Origin of the sequence: Acetobacter ghanensis (genome assembly GCF_001499675.1) — a bacterium.
Lineage (GTDB): Bacteria > Pseudomonadota > Alphaproteobacteria > Acetobacterales > Acetobacteraceae > Acetobacter > Acetobacter ghanensis.
Genome location: NZ_LN609302.1, coordinates 1,475,590 through 1,489,938 on the forward strand (window position 1 = coordinate 1,475,590; position 14,349 = coordinate 1,489,938).

Sequence of the window (14,349 nt, forward strand, 5' to 3'; positions counted from 1 at the left end):
CAGACGGGCAAGGGCAAAAACGAATGAGCACAACGCTGCGTGTAGGGGTTATTGGGGCTGGGCACTTTGGGCGTTACCATGCCCTGAAAATACGTGACGTGCCGGGCGAGACCCTGTCCGGCCTGTTTGACCCCGATGTCGCCCGCGCCCGGCAGGTGGCGCAGGAAGCCGGTTGCCCCGCTGTGGAGGACGTGGAGACTCTACTGGCGCAGTCCGATGCGGTTGTGGTGGCAGCACCAGCGGAGTTCCATTTTGATCTGGCTGTGCAGGCGTTGCGAGCAGGACGGCATGTACTGGTGGAAAAACCGGTAGCCGCCACGCTGGAGCAGGCTGATATGCTGGTGACACTGGCACAGCAGGCGGGGCTGGTCTGCCAAGTGGGGCATCTGCTGCGTTATTCCGCCGAGCATGACGCCATTACCCAACGCATTACCCGCCCGCTCTATATAGAAGCAACGCGCATTGCGCCCTACAAGCCGCGTGGAACGGATGTGTCCGTTATTCTGGACCTTATGATCCACGATCTCGATCTGGTTCTGGCCATTGTGGACAGCCCCATTGCGCAGGTGGATGCGCTGGGGGCCGCGGTTAGTTCAGCGCATGAAGACATAGCCAATGCCCGTGTGCGGTTTGAAAATGGGTGTGTGGCGACCATTACCGCTAGCCGGATTTCCCTCAAGACCGAGCGCCGGATGCGCCTTTTTTCCGAGGAGGGCTACCTGTCCGCAGATTTTGTAAAGCGGGAGTTGAGCATGATCGGGCGGGAGCGGGGGCTGCCTCTGCCGGGTACGGGGGGATTCCGGCGGGAGAGCATAAGCTGGAAGGAGCATGATTCGCTGTTTGCCGAGCATCAAGCATTTGTGGCGTCCTGCGTGCATGGCGCGCCTGTGGTGGTGGATGCAGCAGCTGGGCGGCGCGCTCTGGCCGCCGCTCTGGCTGTGGCGGATGGAATCAGAGCCTCCCGCAACCTGATGGAGCAGTCGGGGTTGATTAAGGAAAGCTAAAAAAAAGCGACATGTGAGGAAGCGGGAAGAATCAGCCATTTTTCTTGAGAGCAAGTTGAAATTGGCCCCGGAGCGGAAAAAATTCTCTAGATAACCCTCCCATATCTAGATATGGGGGACGGAGTTGGATGTGGGCCCGATATGTGGTGTGCGGCAGCGCCAGCACATAACCCCATCATCGTTTGCAAAAACCGGAGAGTTAGAGCCATGAGTCTGATCGACGTGCATGAGAATGACGTTCGTCGTTCCCATTCAGGAGCATCGGGCTCGGCTGAGGAACCGGATCTGTTCGGTGCAGAGCAGATGCAGGATATGGTGCAGCTTCCGGGGCACCATCAGATTCGTGTCGATCGTTCGCGCGATGCGCTGCTGACCCCATTCGGCAAAGCGACGCTGGATAACCGCTACCTGCTGCCGGATGAGAGCTATCAGGACCTGTTTGGTCGTGTGGCGTCCTATTACGGAGCGGATGCGGACCATGCGCAGCGTATTTATGACTACATCAGCCGCCACTGGTTCATGCCTGCAACGCCTGTGCTGTCCAACGGCGGGACAACGCGCGGTCTGCCTATTTCCTGCTTTTTGAATGAAGCAAGCGATAGCCTTCAGGGCATTGTCGACCTGTGGAACGAGAATGTGTGGTTGGCCAGCAAGGGTGGGGGCATTGGCTCCTACTGGGGCAACCTGCGTTCCATTGGTGAGAATGTGGGCCGTAATGGCAAAACGTCCGGTGTTATCCCCTTTATCCGGGTGATGGATAGCCTGACGCTTGCTATCTCTCAGGGGTCTCTGCGCCGGGGGTCTGCGGCTGTTTATCTGCCAGTCTGGCACCCTGAAATTGAAGAATTCATAGAAATTCGCCGTCCGACGGGGGGAGACCCCAACCGTAAGGCGCTAAACCTCCACCATGGTATTCTGGTGTCCGACGCGTTTATGCGGGCGGTAGAGGCGGATGATGAATGGGCGCTGCTCTCCCCCAAGGATAATTCGGTTATCCGCAAGATTTCGGCACGGAGTTTGTGGATTCGTATCCTGACCGCCCGCATGGAGCAGGGCGAGCCCTACATTGTTTACTCCGACCATGTGAACAATGCGCGCCCCGAGCACCACAAGCTGGCCGGGTTGGAAGTCAAAACGTCTAACCTGTGTTCGGAAATTACGCTCCCAACAGGGATAGACCACCACGGCAAGGCGCGTACGGCAGTCTGCTGCCTGTCCTCCCTCAATCTGGAAACGTGGGATGAGTGGTCGGACAATCCTCAGTTCATCGAGGATGTCATGCTCTTCCTCGACAATGTTTTGCAGGACTTCATTGATCGCGCTCCGGCAGACATGGAGCGGGCCAAATATGCCGCTATGCGGGAGCGGTCCGTGGGGCTGGGCGTCATGGGGTTCCACTCCTTCCTGCAAGCCAAGAATGTTCCGTTTGAAAGCGTGATTGCCAAGGTCTGGAACCGCAAGATTTTCAAGCATATTCGCGAGCAGGCCGATGCCGCCTCCCGCAAGCTGGCTGATCTGCGCGGGGCGTGCCCGGATGCCGAGGAATATGGCATTAAGGAACGGTTTTCCAACAAGATGGCCATTGCGCCCACCGCGTCCATCTCCATTATTGCAGGTAATGCCAGCCCAGGCATTGAGCCGATTGCGGCCAACGTCTTCTTGCAGAAAACCCTCTCAGGTTCCTTTACGGTGCGTAACCGGCATTTGCAGAAGCTGCTGGCCGAAAAAGGGCAGGATACGCCAGAAGTGTGGTCCTCCATTACCACCAGTAAGGGGAGTGTTCAGCATCTGGACTTCCTGACCCAGCAGGAAAAGGACGTGTTCAAAACCGCGTTCGAGCTGGACCAGCGTTGGGTGGTGGAACATGCGGCAGACCGGCAGCCCTTCATCTGTCAGGCGCAGTCGGTCAACCTGTTCCTGACGGCAGACGTGCATAAGCGTGACCTGCACCAGATTCATTTTCAGGCATGGAAAAAGGGCCTCAAGTCCCTTTATTATTGCCGTAGCCTGTCTATCCAGCGTGCGGATACGGTGAGCAATGTTCTCAGCAAGTCCGAGGTGCTGGGGGCCGGGGTTGCCGAACAGGCCGCAGCGGACCATGCCGCCAGCGGTAACGGCAACAATTATGACGAGTGTCTGGCCTGCCAGTAACGGCAGCCTGACCATCCGAGATATTTTCCAGAAGTAGTGCGGCGGTTTCCTCGGTGGTGCCGCCCGATGGAGGCACAATGAGCGAGCACAAAGCCGGACAGGAGCCGCAGGAACAACGTTTTGACCTGCTTACAGCCAACCCGGTGTACAAGCCGTTTCGGTACCCGTGGGCTTATGATGCGTGGCTGACCCAGCAGCGTGTGCACTGGCTCCCCGAGGAAGTGCCTCTGGCTGATGACGTTAAAGACTGGCACCGGGTGCTGAACGAGAGCGAACGGCACCTTGTGACCCAGATTTTCCGCTTCTTCACCCAGTCGGATGTTGAGGTCAACAACTGCTACATGAAGCATTACAGCCGGGTGTTCAAACCGACTGAAGTGCTGATGATGCTCTCGGCTTTTTCCAATATCGAGACCATCCATATTGCGGCTTACAGCTACCTGCTGGACACCTTGGGTATGCCCGAGGAAGAGTATTCCGCGTTCCTTAAATATAAGGAAATGAAGGATAAATACGATTACATGCAGTCCTTCACTGTGGACAGCAAGCATGAAATCGCCAAGACTCTTGCCGCATTTGGCGCCTTTACGGAGGGACTTCAGCTTTTTGCGTCCTTCGCTATTCTGCTGAACTTCCCGCGCTTCAACAAGCTCAAGGGCATGGGGCAGATTGTCTCATGGTCCGTGCGGGACGAAACCCTGCACTGCCTCTCCATTATCCGTCTGTTCCGTGTGTTCATTCAGGAAAACCCGCATATCTGGACCGAAAAGCTGCGGCAGGAACTGACAGACATCTGCAAGACCATTGTCGAGCATGAAGAGGCCTTTATTGATCTGGCGTTTGAAATGGGGCCGGTGGAAGGGTTGGATGCAGCACAGGTTAAAACCTACATCCACTTTATTGCAGACCGCCGTCTGACCCAGCTTGGGCTGGACCCGATTTACAATACGACCGCCAACCCACTGCCTTGGCTGGATGACATGCTGAATGCAGTCGAACACGCCAACTTCTTTGAAAACCGCTCGACCGAATACAGCCGTGCATCCACGCAGGGCACATGGGAAGAAGCGTTTGAAACCTCGGTTTTCTCGTAACCGCAGGATTTAAGCAAAGAGGAGGTGCTTACAGGCCGGGCAGGGGTGTGCCGTTTTCCAGCACATCCCGCGCCTGAGGTGTAAAGGCTCCGTCTGCTTCATGCAGCACAAGTCCGGATAACACACGGGCTGGGCTTTTAACCCCCAGTCTTGCCTGTACGAGCAGAATGCGCGCCTCGCGGTCCGCTTTGGGCCAGAAGGGGTAAAGGGTTACGCCACCAAAGCCTCGGGCGGCCAGTTCGGCAATGGCCCGGTCGGTCAGGGCTGTGGGAAGTGCTAGCGTCAGGCTGCCTTTGTGGCGGAGGATGGTAGCGGCCCCTTTAATCCAGAGCGGTAGCGTGTGCATTCCCATACGACGTGCCAAGTCGCGGCGGGGTTCGGGGGATGCGGTGCTACTTGGGGCGTGCCAGGGCGGGTTTGTCATACAATGGTCAAAACGCATGTCCTGCGGCACACCTTCGGGAAAAGATGCCGTGAGGACAGTGGCCTGTTCTTGTTTGTTGGCAAGTAGGTTGGCGCGGGCAAGGTCTGCTGTTTCGGAGTCTTTCTCAATTCCGGTTCCATGCAGGTCTGCTACGCGGTGCATCAGGCATAACAGCCCTGCACCGGCCCCGCAGCCAACTTCCAGCACATGCTGGTTGTGGCGGGCTGGGACCGCCGCAGCCATGAGAATAGGCTCAAGCCCCGTACGGTAGCCTTGCTGGAACTGGCTATAGGCTATACGTCCACGGAGAAGAGTCCCGTGTGACGTGATGGGAAGGTGGCTTGATGGCGCTTGTTGCATCATTGTATCTGGCTGGCTTGAATTTGTTGGTGCTTGACCGTTTTTCAGGTGCCTCGCATATAAGAGAACGTCAACTCATCCCGTGGCTGGGGGAATAGCATTTGGGTGTTGCAGTCAGTCTGTCGGAAAAAGGCAGCGCCGCGAGCCAGGATGGATCTGGAGTTTCTGTGAGTAAACCAGGGGAAGCTGGCCTTAAGGCGCTGGCTGATTATCTCGCTGCGGATATGCAGGCATGTAATCAGGTCATTGTGGACCGCATGCAGAGTTCCGTAGCGCTTATTCCGCAGTTAGCTGCGCATCTTGTGGCTGCGGGTGGCAAACGGCTGCGGCCGTTGCTTACGCTCGCTTCCGCACGGCTGTGTGGCTACAACAATCAAGACGGGCGTATGCGGCATGTTGAAATTGCCGCCTGTGTCGAGTTCATTCATACAGCAACGCTGCTGCATGATGATGTGGTGGATGACAGCCAGCTCCGCCGCGGGCTGGCGAGCGCAAATGCCATTTTCGGCAACAAGGCCTCGGTTCTGGTCGGGGACTTCCTGTTTGCGCGCTCGTTCCAGATTCTGACGGCTGATGCCTCGCTGGATGTCATGGCGATTCTCTCCGCTGCGTCCGCAACATTGGCGGAAGGCGAGGTCATGCAGATGACCACGCAGAATGATCTTTCCACCTCGGTTGAGCAGTATCTTCAGGTCATTTACGGCAAAACTGCGGCCTTGTTTGCAGCAGCCTGCGAATCCGGTGCGGTTATTGGTGATGTCACTCCCAAAGAGCGTGAAGCCCTGCGGGTTTATGGCGCCAATCTGGGTATGGCCTTCCAGCTTGTGGACGATGCGCTGGATTACTCTGCTGATCAGGCCGTTCTGGGTAAGGAAGTCGGGGACGACTTTAAGGAAGGCAAGGTTACTCTGCCGGTTCTGGCGGCGTATGAGGCCGGTAGCGAGGAAGACCGCATTTTCTGGCGGCGTGTGATTGAGGACTGCGAGCAGCAGCCTGAAGATCTGGATGCAGCACTTGCGCGTATTGCCCAGACCAACGCCATTGGCATTACGCTGGCTAAAGCGGAAGACTACGCAGCTCTGGCCCGTAAAGCGTTGCAGGATTTTCCCGAAAGTGACCTCAAAGCCCTGCTTTTGGAAACAGCCAGTTACTCTGCCAGCCGTGCTAGCTAGACTGCCTAAGGGCTGGTTCTAATAGAATTGGCCGAGGACGGTCTGCTTTCCCGGTTTAGGCCGGGCAAGGCAGGGTTGCCTGATCTTCCCACAGATTAATGCCATCAAAACCATAGGCGGGCAGATGTTCGGTCAGGGCATCTGCATCCTGTGGACAGGCTGTAAACCATGCGCGTGCAGGCGTGCGCCCGTCCTCCTTATTGGGGGGGAGGCTTTGCAGGACCGTGCAGCTATGGCGGGCTACGGCGCCCGCTGGGTCCAGCCACGTAATGGTGGGGGGCGCAAGCCTGCGTAGAAGGTCAAGCATAAAGGTGTAATGCGTACACCCGAGGCCGATTGCGTCCAGCCGGTTTGAATCCGGGTGGGTAAACAGACCTTCAATTTCCTCACGAATTGCATTGTCCGGTACGGAGCGCCCTCGAAAAACCTGTTCAGCGTAGCTTGCCAGACGCGGTGCAGCATGGGCGATGAGCGTACATTCTGGCGCATATAGCGCGTGTAGGCGTGTCAGATAGGGGCGGCGGATGGTCGCACGTGTCGCCAGCAGGCCAATAACGCCAGTTTGCGTCTGCCGGGCCGCCCAGCGGATGGGGGGAACACAGCCGATAAATGGCGTTGAGGGGCAGGCCGCGCGCAGGGCGTCCAGCGCCAGAGTGCTGGCCGTATTGCAGGCTATAATGACAGCCTGAGGGCGGAGGCGCGTAATTGCTTGAGAAATAAGGGTGATGATGCGCTCGATAAGGAGCGCATCATCCTGCTCGCCGTAAGGGAAGACGGCAGTATCCGCCAGATAATCCACGTGTATATGTGGAGAGAGCGACCGAATGGCCCGCACAATACCTAGCCCACCAATACCCGAGTCAAACGCCAGAACACGGTAGGGACCAGAAAGCGCGGGGCCAGTCGTCTGCACGGTGTTATTTGTCCTTGCGTGCCTTGAATTCGGCAGCTTCTTCCAGACTGCCAACACCGCCACGGCGTGCGGACCACCCACATGGATCTTCCAGAAAGCGGCGGACTTCAGAGGCTGCTTCTTCCGAGAAGTAGGGGCGGCTGGAGCAGGCTTCCAGCACATCCCACCATGTGCACAGGGAGTGCAGGGTGACGTCCATGTCTGTCAGCGTTTGCTGCGCACCGGGGAAGACGCCGTAGTAGAAGACCACAAAGGCGTGGTTCACAATAGCACCTGCATTGCGCAGGGCATTGGCGAACTGCACTTTGGATGCACCGTCGGTGGTCAGGTCTTCCACCAGCAAGGTGCGCATGTTTTCGGGCACATCGCCTTCGATCTGGGCGTTGCGGCCAAAGCCTTTGGGTTTTTTGCGCACGTAAGCCATGGGCAGCAACATGCGGTCTGCCATCCATGCAGCAAATGGAATCCCCGCTGTTTCGCCACCCACAATGGCTTCAAGGCTTTCGTAGCCGACATGGCGACCAATTTTTTCCACGCCCAGTTCCACAATTTTTGCGCGGGCGCGGGGGAAGAAGATGATCCGGCGGCAGTCAATATAAACAGGGGACTTCCAGCCGGATGTTAGCGTATAGGGTTCTTCTGGGCGAAAGTTGACTGCCTTGATTTCAAGCAGCAGGCGTGCGGTAGTGAGGGCGGCATCACGATCCCATTCGCTGGTCTCTCCGGTGGGAGAGGCAATGCCTGCGGGCGACATCATGGCAGATTCCTTGAAGTTATGGTGGTTAAAGTCGGTTTGGCATACCGCTAGCCGGGCCGAAAATCCATGCCCCATCTGGTTGTAAATGCTATTTGTACGCTACTTTGGGCGCGAAAAAGGCGGATTTGCATAAGCTGTTGATAAACAGAGATCATAAGCAAGTTGTGATTTTATGTGTAAAGTAAAATGCATTTTACACCTTGCGCTGGCGCAGGATGTGGCGTTTAATTGCGTCAGTTGAGATTGGTTATCATTTATAAGGTGAATGTCGTGGCTATGGAACCAAGTCGGATCGCACGGAAATGCGAGCGGGCCGTCATCACGGCTTACACGGAACTACGCGAAGTGGGGACGGAGGACGTTACGGCCTTCAATGCCTGCACAACGCTGTACCGTATTCACCACCCCGAATCTTCTTTGAGTGAAGCGCGCATGTTGGTCTCCGAATGGATTGACCACCACATGGTACGTAAGTCCGATGGCCCAACGCCGGGGTGCAACTGCGCCTAAGCAGCAGGCCGCCTTCTGGTTATCTTGAAATAAAAGTAGCGGACGCTCATGAGTATGAGCATCCGCTTTTTTTATAACCAAGAACGGCTCGGCACAGATTTGGTTTTACGGAATTAAAAAAGCTGGTCCGTGGTGCCACGAACCAGCTTTTTATGAACCTGAGTGGTTCGTCGCTTTAGCGTTTGCTTAGGGGAACAAAGTCGCGTTCCGTGGCACCCTGATAAAGCTGGCGCGGGCGGCTGATGCGCTGCCCCGGTTCCTCAATCATTTCTTTCCACTGGCTGACCCAGCCGGTCGTGCGGGCAACGGCAAACAGCACGGTGAACATGCTGGTGGGAATACCCATGGCCTTGAGGATAATGCCGGAATAGAAGTCCACATTCGGGTAGAGCTTGCGCTGCACAAAGTAGTCATCGCTCAGTGCAATGTTTTCCAGCTCAACAGCCAGATCAAGCAGAGGGTCGTCCTTGATGCCCAGTTCGGTCAGAACTTCGTGGCAGGTCTGCTGCATAATTTTGGCGCGCGGGTCGAAGTTTTTGTAAACGCGGTGGCCAAAGCCCATGAGCTTGACGCCGCTGTTTTTGTCTTTGACCTGCGCAATAAAGGCAGGAATGTTTTCTTTTTTGCCGATATGCGCCAGCATTTTCAGCACGGCTTCATTGGCGCCGCCATGGGCGGGGCCCCATAGGGCGGCAATACCTGCGGCAATACAGGCAAAGGGGTTGGCGCCAGTAGAGCCAGCCAGACGCACGGTGGAGGTTGAGGCGTTCTGTTCATGGTCGGCATGAAGGATCAGGATCCGGTTCATGGCGCGGGCCAGAACTGGGTTGACCTTGTAGGGTTCGGACATACGCGCGAACATCATGGACAGGAAGTTTTCCGCGTAGTTCAGGTCGTTACGCGGATAAATAAAGGCGTCACCCTGCGTGTATTTGTAGGCCCATGCCGCAATAGTCGGGATTTTGGCAATCAGGCGCATAGCTGCCAGTTCGCGGTTTGCCGGAATGGCAATGTCGCTGGCGTCTGGGTAAAAAGCAGAGAGCGCGCCAACCGTACCGCATAGAATGGCCATTGGGTGTGCGTCACGCCGGAAGCCATTGAAAAAATTGCGGATCTGCTCATGGAGCAGAGTGTGGTTGGTCAACGTGGACGAAAATTTGTCGTACTGCGCTTTGTTCGGCAGTTCGCCATTGAGCAGGAGGTAGATCACCTCTTCGTAAGAAGCATTTTCCGCCAGCTGCGCAATGGGGTACCCACGGTGGAGCAGAACACCTTTATCGCCATCAATGAAGGTGATCTTGCTGCTGCAGGAGGCCGTCTCGCCGTAACCGGGGTCATATGTAAACACGCCCAACTCTGCCGGCAGCTTGCGGATATCAATGACATCCGGCCCAAGTTTGCCGGAAAGTAGGGGCATTTCGGCGGTTTTGCCACCGATCGAAATGGTAGCGGTGGACTGCTTACCCTCGTTCTGCGACACGCTCATGGTGTTTCCTTTTGCATAATGGGGTCACGGTCGCGGCTGCGGCCTGCTGTTTGAGTGTTGTCTCCCATTCGAGAGCAAACAAAAAGGTTCATCCCGATAAACCGCGCGTTATCGCGTGCCTAAAACGGCGGAAAACCGGGTTTTTTTCTCTCAGGGTCGCGTGAATGTGTGCAAAATCAGGCTTGTACTGCTACAGTTTGCCCAAGAGGTCTGGTCTGGAACAAGGTCGCTCCCGCTCATCTTGAAGACGGCCAGTGAACCGGGTGCGAATCCCTGATCAAGCTGGGCGTTTCTGCTATCCAGCCAGCGTGCAAACTCGGAAATTCCGGGGTTATGTCCAATAAGCAGCACGGTGCGGGCCTGGTCTGAAATCTGCCAGAGCATCATGGCCAGTGCACCGGGTTCGGCCTCGTATATTTCGGGGCACAAAAACACGTTTTCCAGAGGCGGCGGGCATAGAACACCCTGAATGCCCGCAAGCGTCTGTTGTGTTCTGACTGCCGGGCTGCACAGAACTGTATCTGGGATCAGATGGTTTTCTCTTAGCCATATTCCGCATCGCATGGCGGCCCGTTCTCCATCTTGCGTCAAGGGGCGTGCCATATCTGAATCGGGAGAAAAGCTTCCCAGATCAGAGGAGGTGGCTTCAGCATGACGGAGGAGAATCAGGCGGCGGGGCGTAGGGACAATAGGCATGGGATCACATGATGTTATGGTGTGGGGGGTAAGGGGGTAGCCTTACTGGCAATGGCTTCATGGTGCCGAATGACTTCATGGATAATGAAATTAAGAAATTTTTCGGCAAAATCTGGGTCCAGATGCGCGTCTTCGGCCAAGCTGCGCAGGCGTGCAATTTGCTGTGCCTCACGCGTTGGGTCCGCAGGCGGAAGGTGATGGCGGGCTTTAAGCGCGCCAACAGCTTTGGTGCAGCGGAAGCGTTCCGCCAGCATGGCAACAAGCGCTGCGTCAATATTGTCTATGCTGCGGCGGAGGTCCTGCAGGGCTTCCGGGGGGCACGGCTGGTTTGTCACGGTGTTTTAAGTCTCTGATTACAGGGAAAGAACATTGTGGGATCGTTATAAACCCCTAACGCTCAGACGTTAACAGACAAAAAATTTTTCTTCCACAGGTGGAAAAGGCAGGTCTACCCACGCCAGATGGCCACCCTTGCCTGCACCTGTGTCTACAAAGATGGCGCGCCCACCCGCGCGGCCGGGTATGGCCAAAGGGCAGCCATTGGTCGAACGCTGGTCATGCCCGCAGTAAACGGTATAGCCGTTGGGAATGTGATTGACCCAGTTGAGTGTGCGTTCGGGAAAACCATCAGGCTGTACCCTGCTGGTTGTTTCGCCAAACAATGCGCGGGACAACAGATAAGTCACCCTGCCCAGTGGAGGTGGGGGCGGCTCGTTGAGCATATGCGGGTCAAACGCACCGTGCACAAAAACCGTACGGCCCATGACCAGCCACGCCGGAGCCTGTTCCAGCGCAGGCAGCACATCTTGTAGAACATCCGCATTGTCCGGAGCCAGAATCTGGGCCAGCGTATCGTCCAGATGGGGGGAGGAGCGGAGCTTCTTGCCCATAAGGGCCCGGCCCAGTTTGCGGTCGTGGTTGCCAATCAGGAACAGGCCGCGTCCCTCACGCTGGACCTGCAACATCAGGCGCAGAACGCCCGCGCTATCTGGCCCATAATCCACCAGATCTCCAAGCTGAATGATAAAACGGTCAGTGGCGACCGCATGGCGGAATGCTTCCAGATCCCCATGCACATCGCCCACAATGCGGAGTCCTTTCTGCATTGCGTTCTTCACGTTTTCGTCATGCCGGGTATCCGTGCACATTCCATCCATACCTGTTCTTTTCTAACCTTCATGTAGGCTTTTCGAGCGAAAACAGGAACGGTGCTGGCAAGTTTTTTTTGAAGGGGGCATACGGATGCACAAGTATGTGACGCGCCAGAATGTTCTGTTTGCGCATAGGGTGCAGGAGCTTTCAGGGGCGGAAACAAGCCTGAAAAATGCAGAAGAGGACAGAACTATGGATGGTAGCGCACTGACCCATACAGGTATCTGGCGCGGGAACTCCGTGGTGCTTGGCCCCTTTTGTAAGTTCGGAACAGTTTGAGAAGAAAAAACAGGAAGGCCTCTCATGACAGAGCGCATTCGGAACGTCGCGCTGCGCAGCAAGGTTTGTCCGGCTGAGGCCGCGGCAAAGCTGATCCGAAATGGTGACGTGGTCGGCACCAGTGGTTTTACAGGTGCGGGCTACCCCAAGGCTGTGCCAATCGCACTGGCCCAGCAGATGGAAGACGCCCACAACCGTGGGGAAAAACACCAGATCAGCCTTATTACGGGAGCCTCCACCGGCCCGCAGCTTGATGGTGAGCTGGGCAGGGTCGATGGCGTTTTTTTCCGTTCTCCGTTCAATACCGATGCGGCCATGCGCAACCGCATTAACTCCGGCAAGACGGATTATTTTGATAACCACCTTGGGCAGGTCGCGTTGCGGGCCCATCAGGGCAACTACGGCAAGTTCGACTTTGCTGTGGTAGAAGCAACGGCCATTACGGAAGAAGGGGGGATTGTCCCAACTTCCTCGGTTGGTAACTCGCAGGCATTTCTGGATCTGGCCGAAAAGGTCATTATCGAGGTGAACGAGTGGCAGCATCCGGGGCTGGAGGGTACTCACGACGTGTGGGACGGCAACAGCTACGGCAATGCCCCGCGTGATGTTATTCCCCTTTCCCGTGCAGACCAGCGTATTGGCCGTAACTTTCTGAAGGTGGACCCGGCCAAGATTCAGGCCATTGTCCGGACGAATGATAGCGACCGGAACGCACCGTTTGCCACGCCGGATGGTACAGCCAAAGCGATTGCTGGTTATCTGCTTGATTTCTTTGAGCATGAAGTCAAACAGAACCGCCTGCCGCCCTCCCTGCTGCCATTACAGTCCGGGGTTGGTAACGTTGCCAACGCAGTTCTGGATGGGTTGAACGAAGGGCCGTTTGAAAATCTGGTTGGTTTTAGCGAGGTTATTCAGGATGGCATGTTGGCCATGCTGGATTCCGGCCGTATGCGCATAGCCTCCGCAACATCGTTTTCTCTCAGCCCGGAGGCGGCGGAAGAGATTAACAACCGGATGGACTTCTTCCGCTCCAAGATCATTCTGCGCCAGCAGGATATCAGCAACAGTACTGGCGTTATCCGCCAGTTGGGCTGCATTGCCATGAATGGCATGATCGAGGCGGATATTTACGGCAACGTGAATTCAACCCGCGTTATGGGTTCAAAAATGATGAACGGAATTGGTGGTTCGGGTGACTTTGCCCGGAATGCCTACCTGTCCATCTTCCTGTCACCGTCTACTGCTAAAGGCGGAAAAATTTCGGCCATTGTGCCTATGGCGGCGCATGTGGACCATATTATGCAGGATACCCAGATTTTTGTGACCGAGCAGGGCCTGGCTGACCTGCGTGGGCTTTCGCCCGTCAAGCGGGCTCAGGTCATTATCGAAAAATGTGCCCATCCTGATTATCGTCCAATGTTGCAGGACTACTTTGACCGTGCACGCAAGGACTCGTTCGGCAAACATACTCCCCATCTGCTGACCGAAGCTTTGTCATGGCATCAACGGTTTATTGAAACAGGGTCCATGCTGCCCGCATAAGCGGTAGTCTGGCGTGGTGTTATGGGCCTCTGCTCTGTAATTTAAGGGCAGGGGCCTTTTTTATGGGCGAAAGAAAACCAGCACGCTTAGGTTGCGCGCACTCAGTCGGAAGTCAGCTTATTCGGAGTGCGTCACGTCAGACGTGGGAAGCGCTAATGACGTGGTAAGCTGGTAAGGCTGATGCGTAATCATAATATCAATCGGTCGGTTTGCGAGAAAATCCGCCGTGGATATTTTGGAGGAAGGTGTTTCGGTAATAATGGCCTCTGCATCACGGTGTACCAGAGAGAACAGGCTGGGCGATGCGGTGGGCGAAAGATAGGCTGCGTAAGGATGGCGCCCCGCCATGCGGTGGGCATTATAGGCATCCCGTTCAGAATTAACGGGAATGGCGACCATAACCTTGGAGTCGGCTTGTAACGCCGCAGTCGTGCTTTTGTAGTCTGCTGGCACAAAAATAACCCGGTCCCGCATATGGGCCTTGCTGACCTGAAAAGCCACTTCCTTGGGGTCAGCCTCATGCAGGTCAAGCATAAGGAAGGTGTTGGAGTGGCGGGCCGTATCCAGCACCGTGGCCAATGTGCTGCTGCCCGGTTCCACGGCAACCTGACCATCGGCACTGTTTGTCAGGCCAAGGCGCACCATGCTGGGGCGGCCGATGGAGGAAATGGTAGCGGCCTGCGCAACATTCTGCGTGCCGCTATTGCTGGCGCACACAATAAGCCCGTGGTGAATGCGCGCCATAATGCCACTGGTCTTGGTGTGATGAATGGCCAGTATGGCAACGGACGCTACGCAGAGTGCTGCCG

General features: G+C 56.1%; 14 protein-coding genes. 6 read left to right on the forward strand and 8 right to left on the reverse strand.

Features of this window, described 5'->3' with window-relative positions:
* Positions 1 to 23 precede the first annotated feature (23 nt).
* The 3 genes from AGA_RS07065 to AGA_RS07075 all read left to right on the forward strand — a co-directional run bounded on the left by AGA_RS07065 (position 24) and on the right by AGA_RS07075 (position 4,249).
* Positions 24 to 1,004 (forward strand): Gfo/Idh/MocA family protein, encoded by a 981-nt coding sequence (locus AGA_RS07065; RefSeq protein WP_059023631.1) that lies wholly within the window; start codon positions 24 to 26, stop codon positions 1,002 to 1,004.
* Positions 1,005 to 1,211: 207 nt separating this feature from the next.
* Positions 1,212 to 3,155 carry a ribonucleoside-diphosphate reductase subunit alpha gene (locus AGA_RS07070; protein WP_059023632.1) on the forward strand — a complete coding sequence of 648 codons (1,944 nt, stop codon included), beginning with the start codon at positions 1,212 to 1,214 and terminating at the stop codon, positions 3,153 to 3,155.
* Between the two features lie 77 nt (positions 3,156 to 3,232).
* Positions 3,233 to 4,249 carry a ribonucleotide-diphosphate reductase subunit beta gene (locus tag AGA_RS07075; protein WP_059023633.1) on the forward strand — a complete coding sequence of 339 codons (1,017 nt, stop codon included), beginning with the start codon at positions 3,233 to 3,235 and terminating at the stop codon, positions 4,247 to 4,249.
* Positions 4,250 to 4,277: 28 nt separating this feature from the next.
* Here the strand turns inward: AGA_RS07075 and AGA_RS07080 are convergent, their stop codons facing one another.
* Positions 4,278 to 5,036, reverse strand: a complete 759-nt coding sequence (locus AGA_RS07080) for a tRNA1(Val) (adenine(37)-N6)-methyltransferase (RefSeq protein ID WP_231945733.1) — start codon at positions 5,034 to 5,036, stop codon at positions 4,278 to 4,280.
* A gap of 98 nt (positions 5,037 to 5,134) precedes the next feature.
* Here AGA_RS07080 and AGA_RS07085 point away from each other — a divergent pair, with 98 nt between their 5' ends.
* Positions 5,135 to 6,205, forward strand: a complete 1,071-nt coding sequence (locus AGA_RS07085) for a polyprenyl synthetase family protein (RefSeq protein WP_059023634.1) — start codon at positions 5,135 to 5,137, stop codon at positions 6,203 to 6,205.
* A gap of 55 nt (positions 6,206 to 6,260) precedes the next feature.
* On the opposite strand, the gene AGA_RS07090 is transcribed toward AGA_RS07085, so the two are convergent.
* The gene (locus tag AGA_RS07090; protein WP_059023635.1) at positions 6,261 to 7,118 is read right to left on the reverse strand and encodes a glutamate racemase; all 858 of its coding nucleotides are present in this window, start codon (positions 7,116 to 7,118) and stop codon (positions 6,261 to 6,263) included.
* Between the two features lie 4 nt (positions 7,119 to 7,122).
* Positions 7,123 to 7,875 carry an orotate phosphoribosyltransferase gene (locus AGA_RS07095; protein ID WP_059023636.1) on the reverse strand — a complete coding sequence of 251 codons (753 nt, stop codon included), beginning with the start codon at positions 7,873 to 7,875 and terminating at the stop codon, positions 7,123 to 7,125.
* A 270-nt stretch (positions 7,876 to 8,145) separates the two neighbouring features.
* Between AGA_RS07095 and AGA_RS07100 the strand changes: the two genes are divergently transcribed.
* Positions 8,146 to 8,385 carry a hypothetical protein gene (locus AGA_RS07100; RefSeq protein WP_059024727.1) on the forward strand — a complete coding sequence of 80 codons (240 nt, stop codon included), beginning with the start codon at positions 8,146 to 8,148 and terminating at the stop codon, positions 8,383 to 8,385.
* A 175-nt stretch (positions 8,386 to 8,560) separates the two neighbouring features.
* Here AGA_RS07100 and gltA read toward each other — a convergent pair whose 3' ends face one another.
* The 4 genes from gltA to AGA_RS07120 form a co-directional block, all read right to left on the reverse strand.
* Positions 8,561 to 9,871, reverse strand: coding sequence for a citrate synthase (gene gltA, locus AGA_RS07105; protein WP_059023637.1), 1,311 nt, complete (start codon positions 9,869 to 9,871; stop codon positions 8,561 to 8,563).
* A gap of 150 nt (positions 9,872 to 10,021) precedes the next feature.
* Complete coding sequence (locus AGA_RS07110; protein WP_059023638.1) at positions 10,022 to 10,567, reverse strand: SixA phosphatase family protein; 546 nt, start codon at positions 10,565 to 10,567, stop codon at positions 10,022 to 10,024.
* Between the two features lie 14 nt (positions 10,568 to 10,581).
* Complete coding sequence (locus tag AGA_RS07115) at positions 10,582 to 10,902, reverse strand: chorismate mutase (protein ID WP_059023639.1); 321 nt, start codon at positions 10,900 to 10,902, stop codon at positions 10,582 to 10,584.
* A 69-nt stretch (positions 10,903 to 10,971) separates the two neighbouring features.
* On the reverse strand, positions 10,972 to 11,715 hold the full coding sequence (locus tag AGA_RS07120) for a metallophosphoesterase (RefSeq protein WP_059024728.1): 744 nt from the start codon (positions 11,713 to 11,715) through the stop codon (positions 10,972 to 10,974).
* 307 nt (positions 11,716 to 12,022) lie between these two features.
* Here AGA_RS07120 and AGA_RS07130 point away from each other — a divergent pair, with 307 nt between their 5' ends.
* Positions 12,023 to 13,540, forward strand: a complete 1,518-nt coding sequence (locus AGA_RS07130; RefSeq protein WP_059023641.1) for a succinate CoA transferase — start codon at positions 12,023 to 12,025, stop codon at positions 13,538 to 13,540.
* A gap of 117 nt (positions 13,541 to 13,657) precedes the next feature.
* Here AGA_RS07130 and AGA_RS07135 read toward each other — a convergent pair whose 3' ends face one another.
* Positions 13,658 to 14,284 (reverse strand): hypothetical protein, encoded by a 627-nt coding sequence (locus AGA_RS07135; protein WP_231945734.1) that lies wholly within the window; start codon positions 14,282 to 14,284, stop codon positions 13,658 to 13,660.
* Positions 14,285 to 14,349 lie beyond the last annotated feature (65 nt).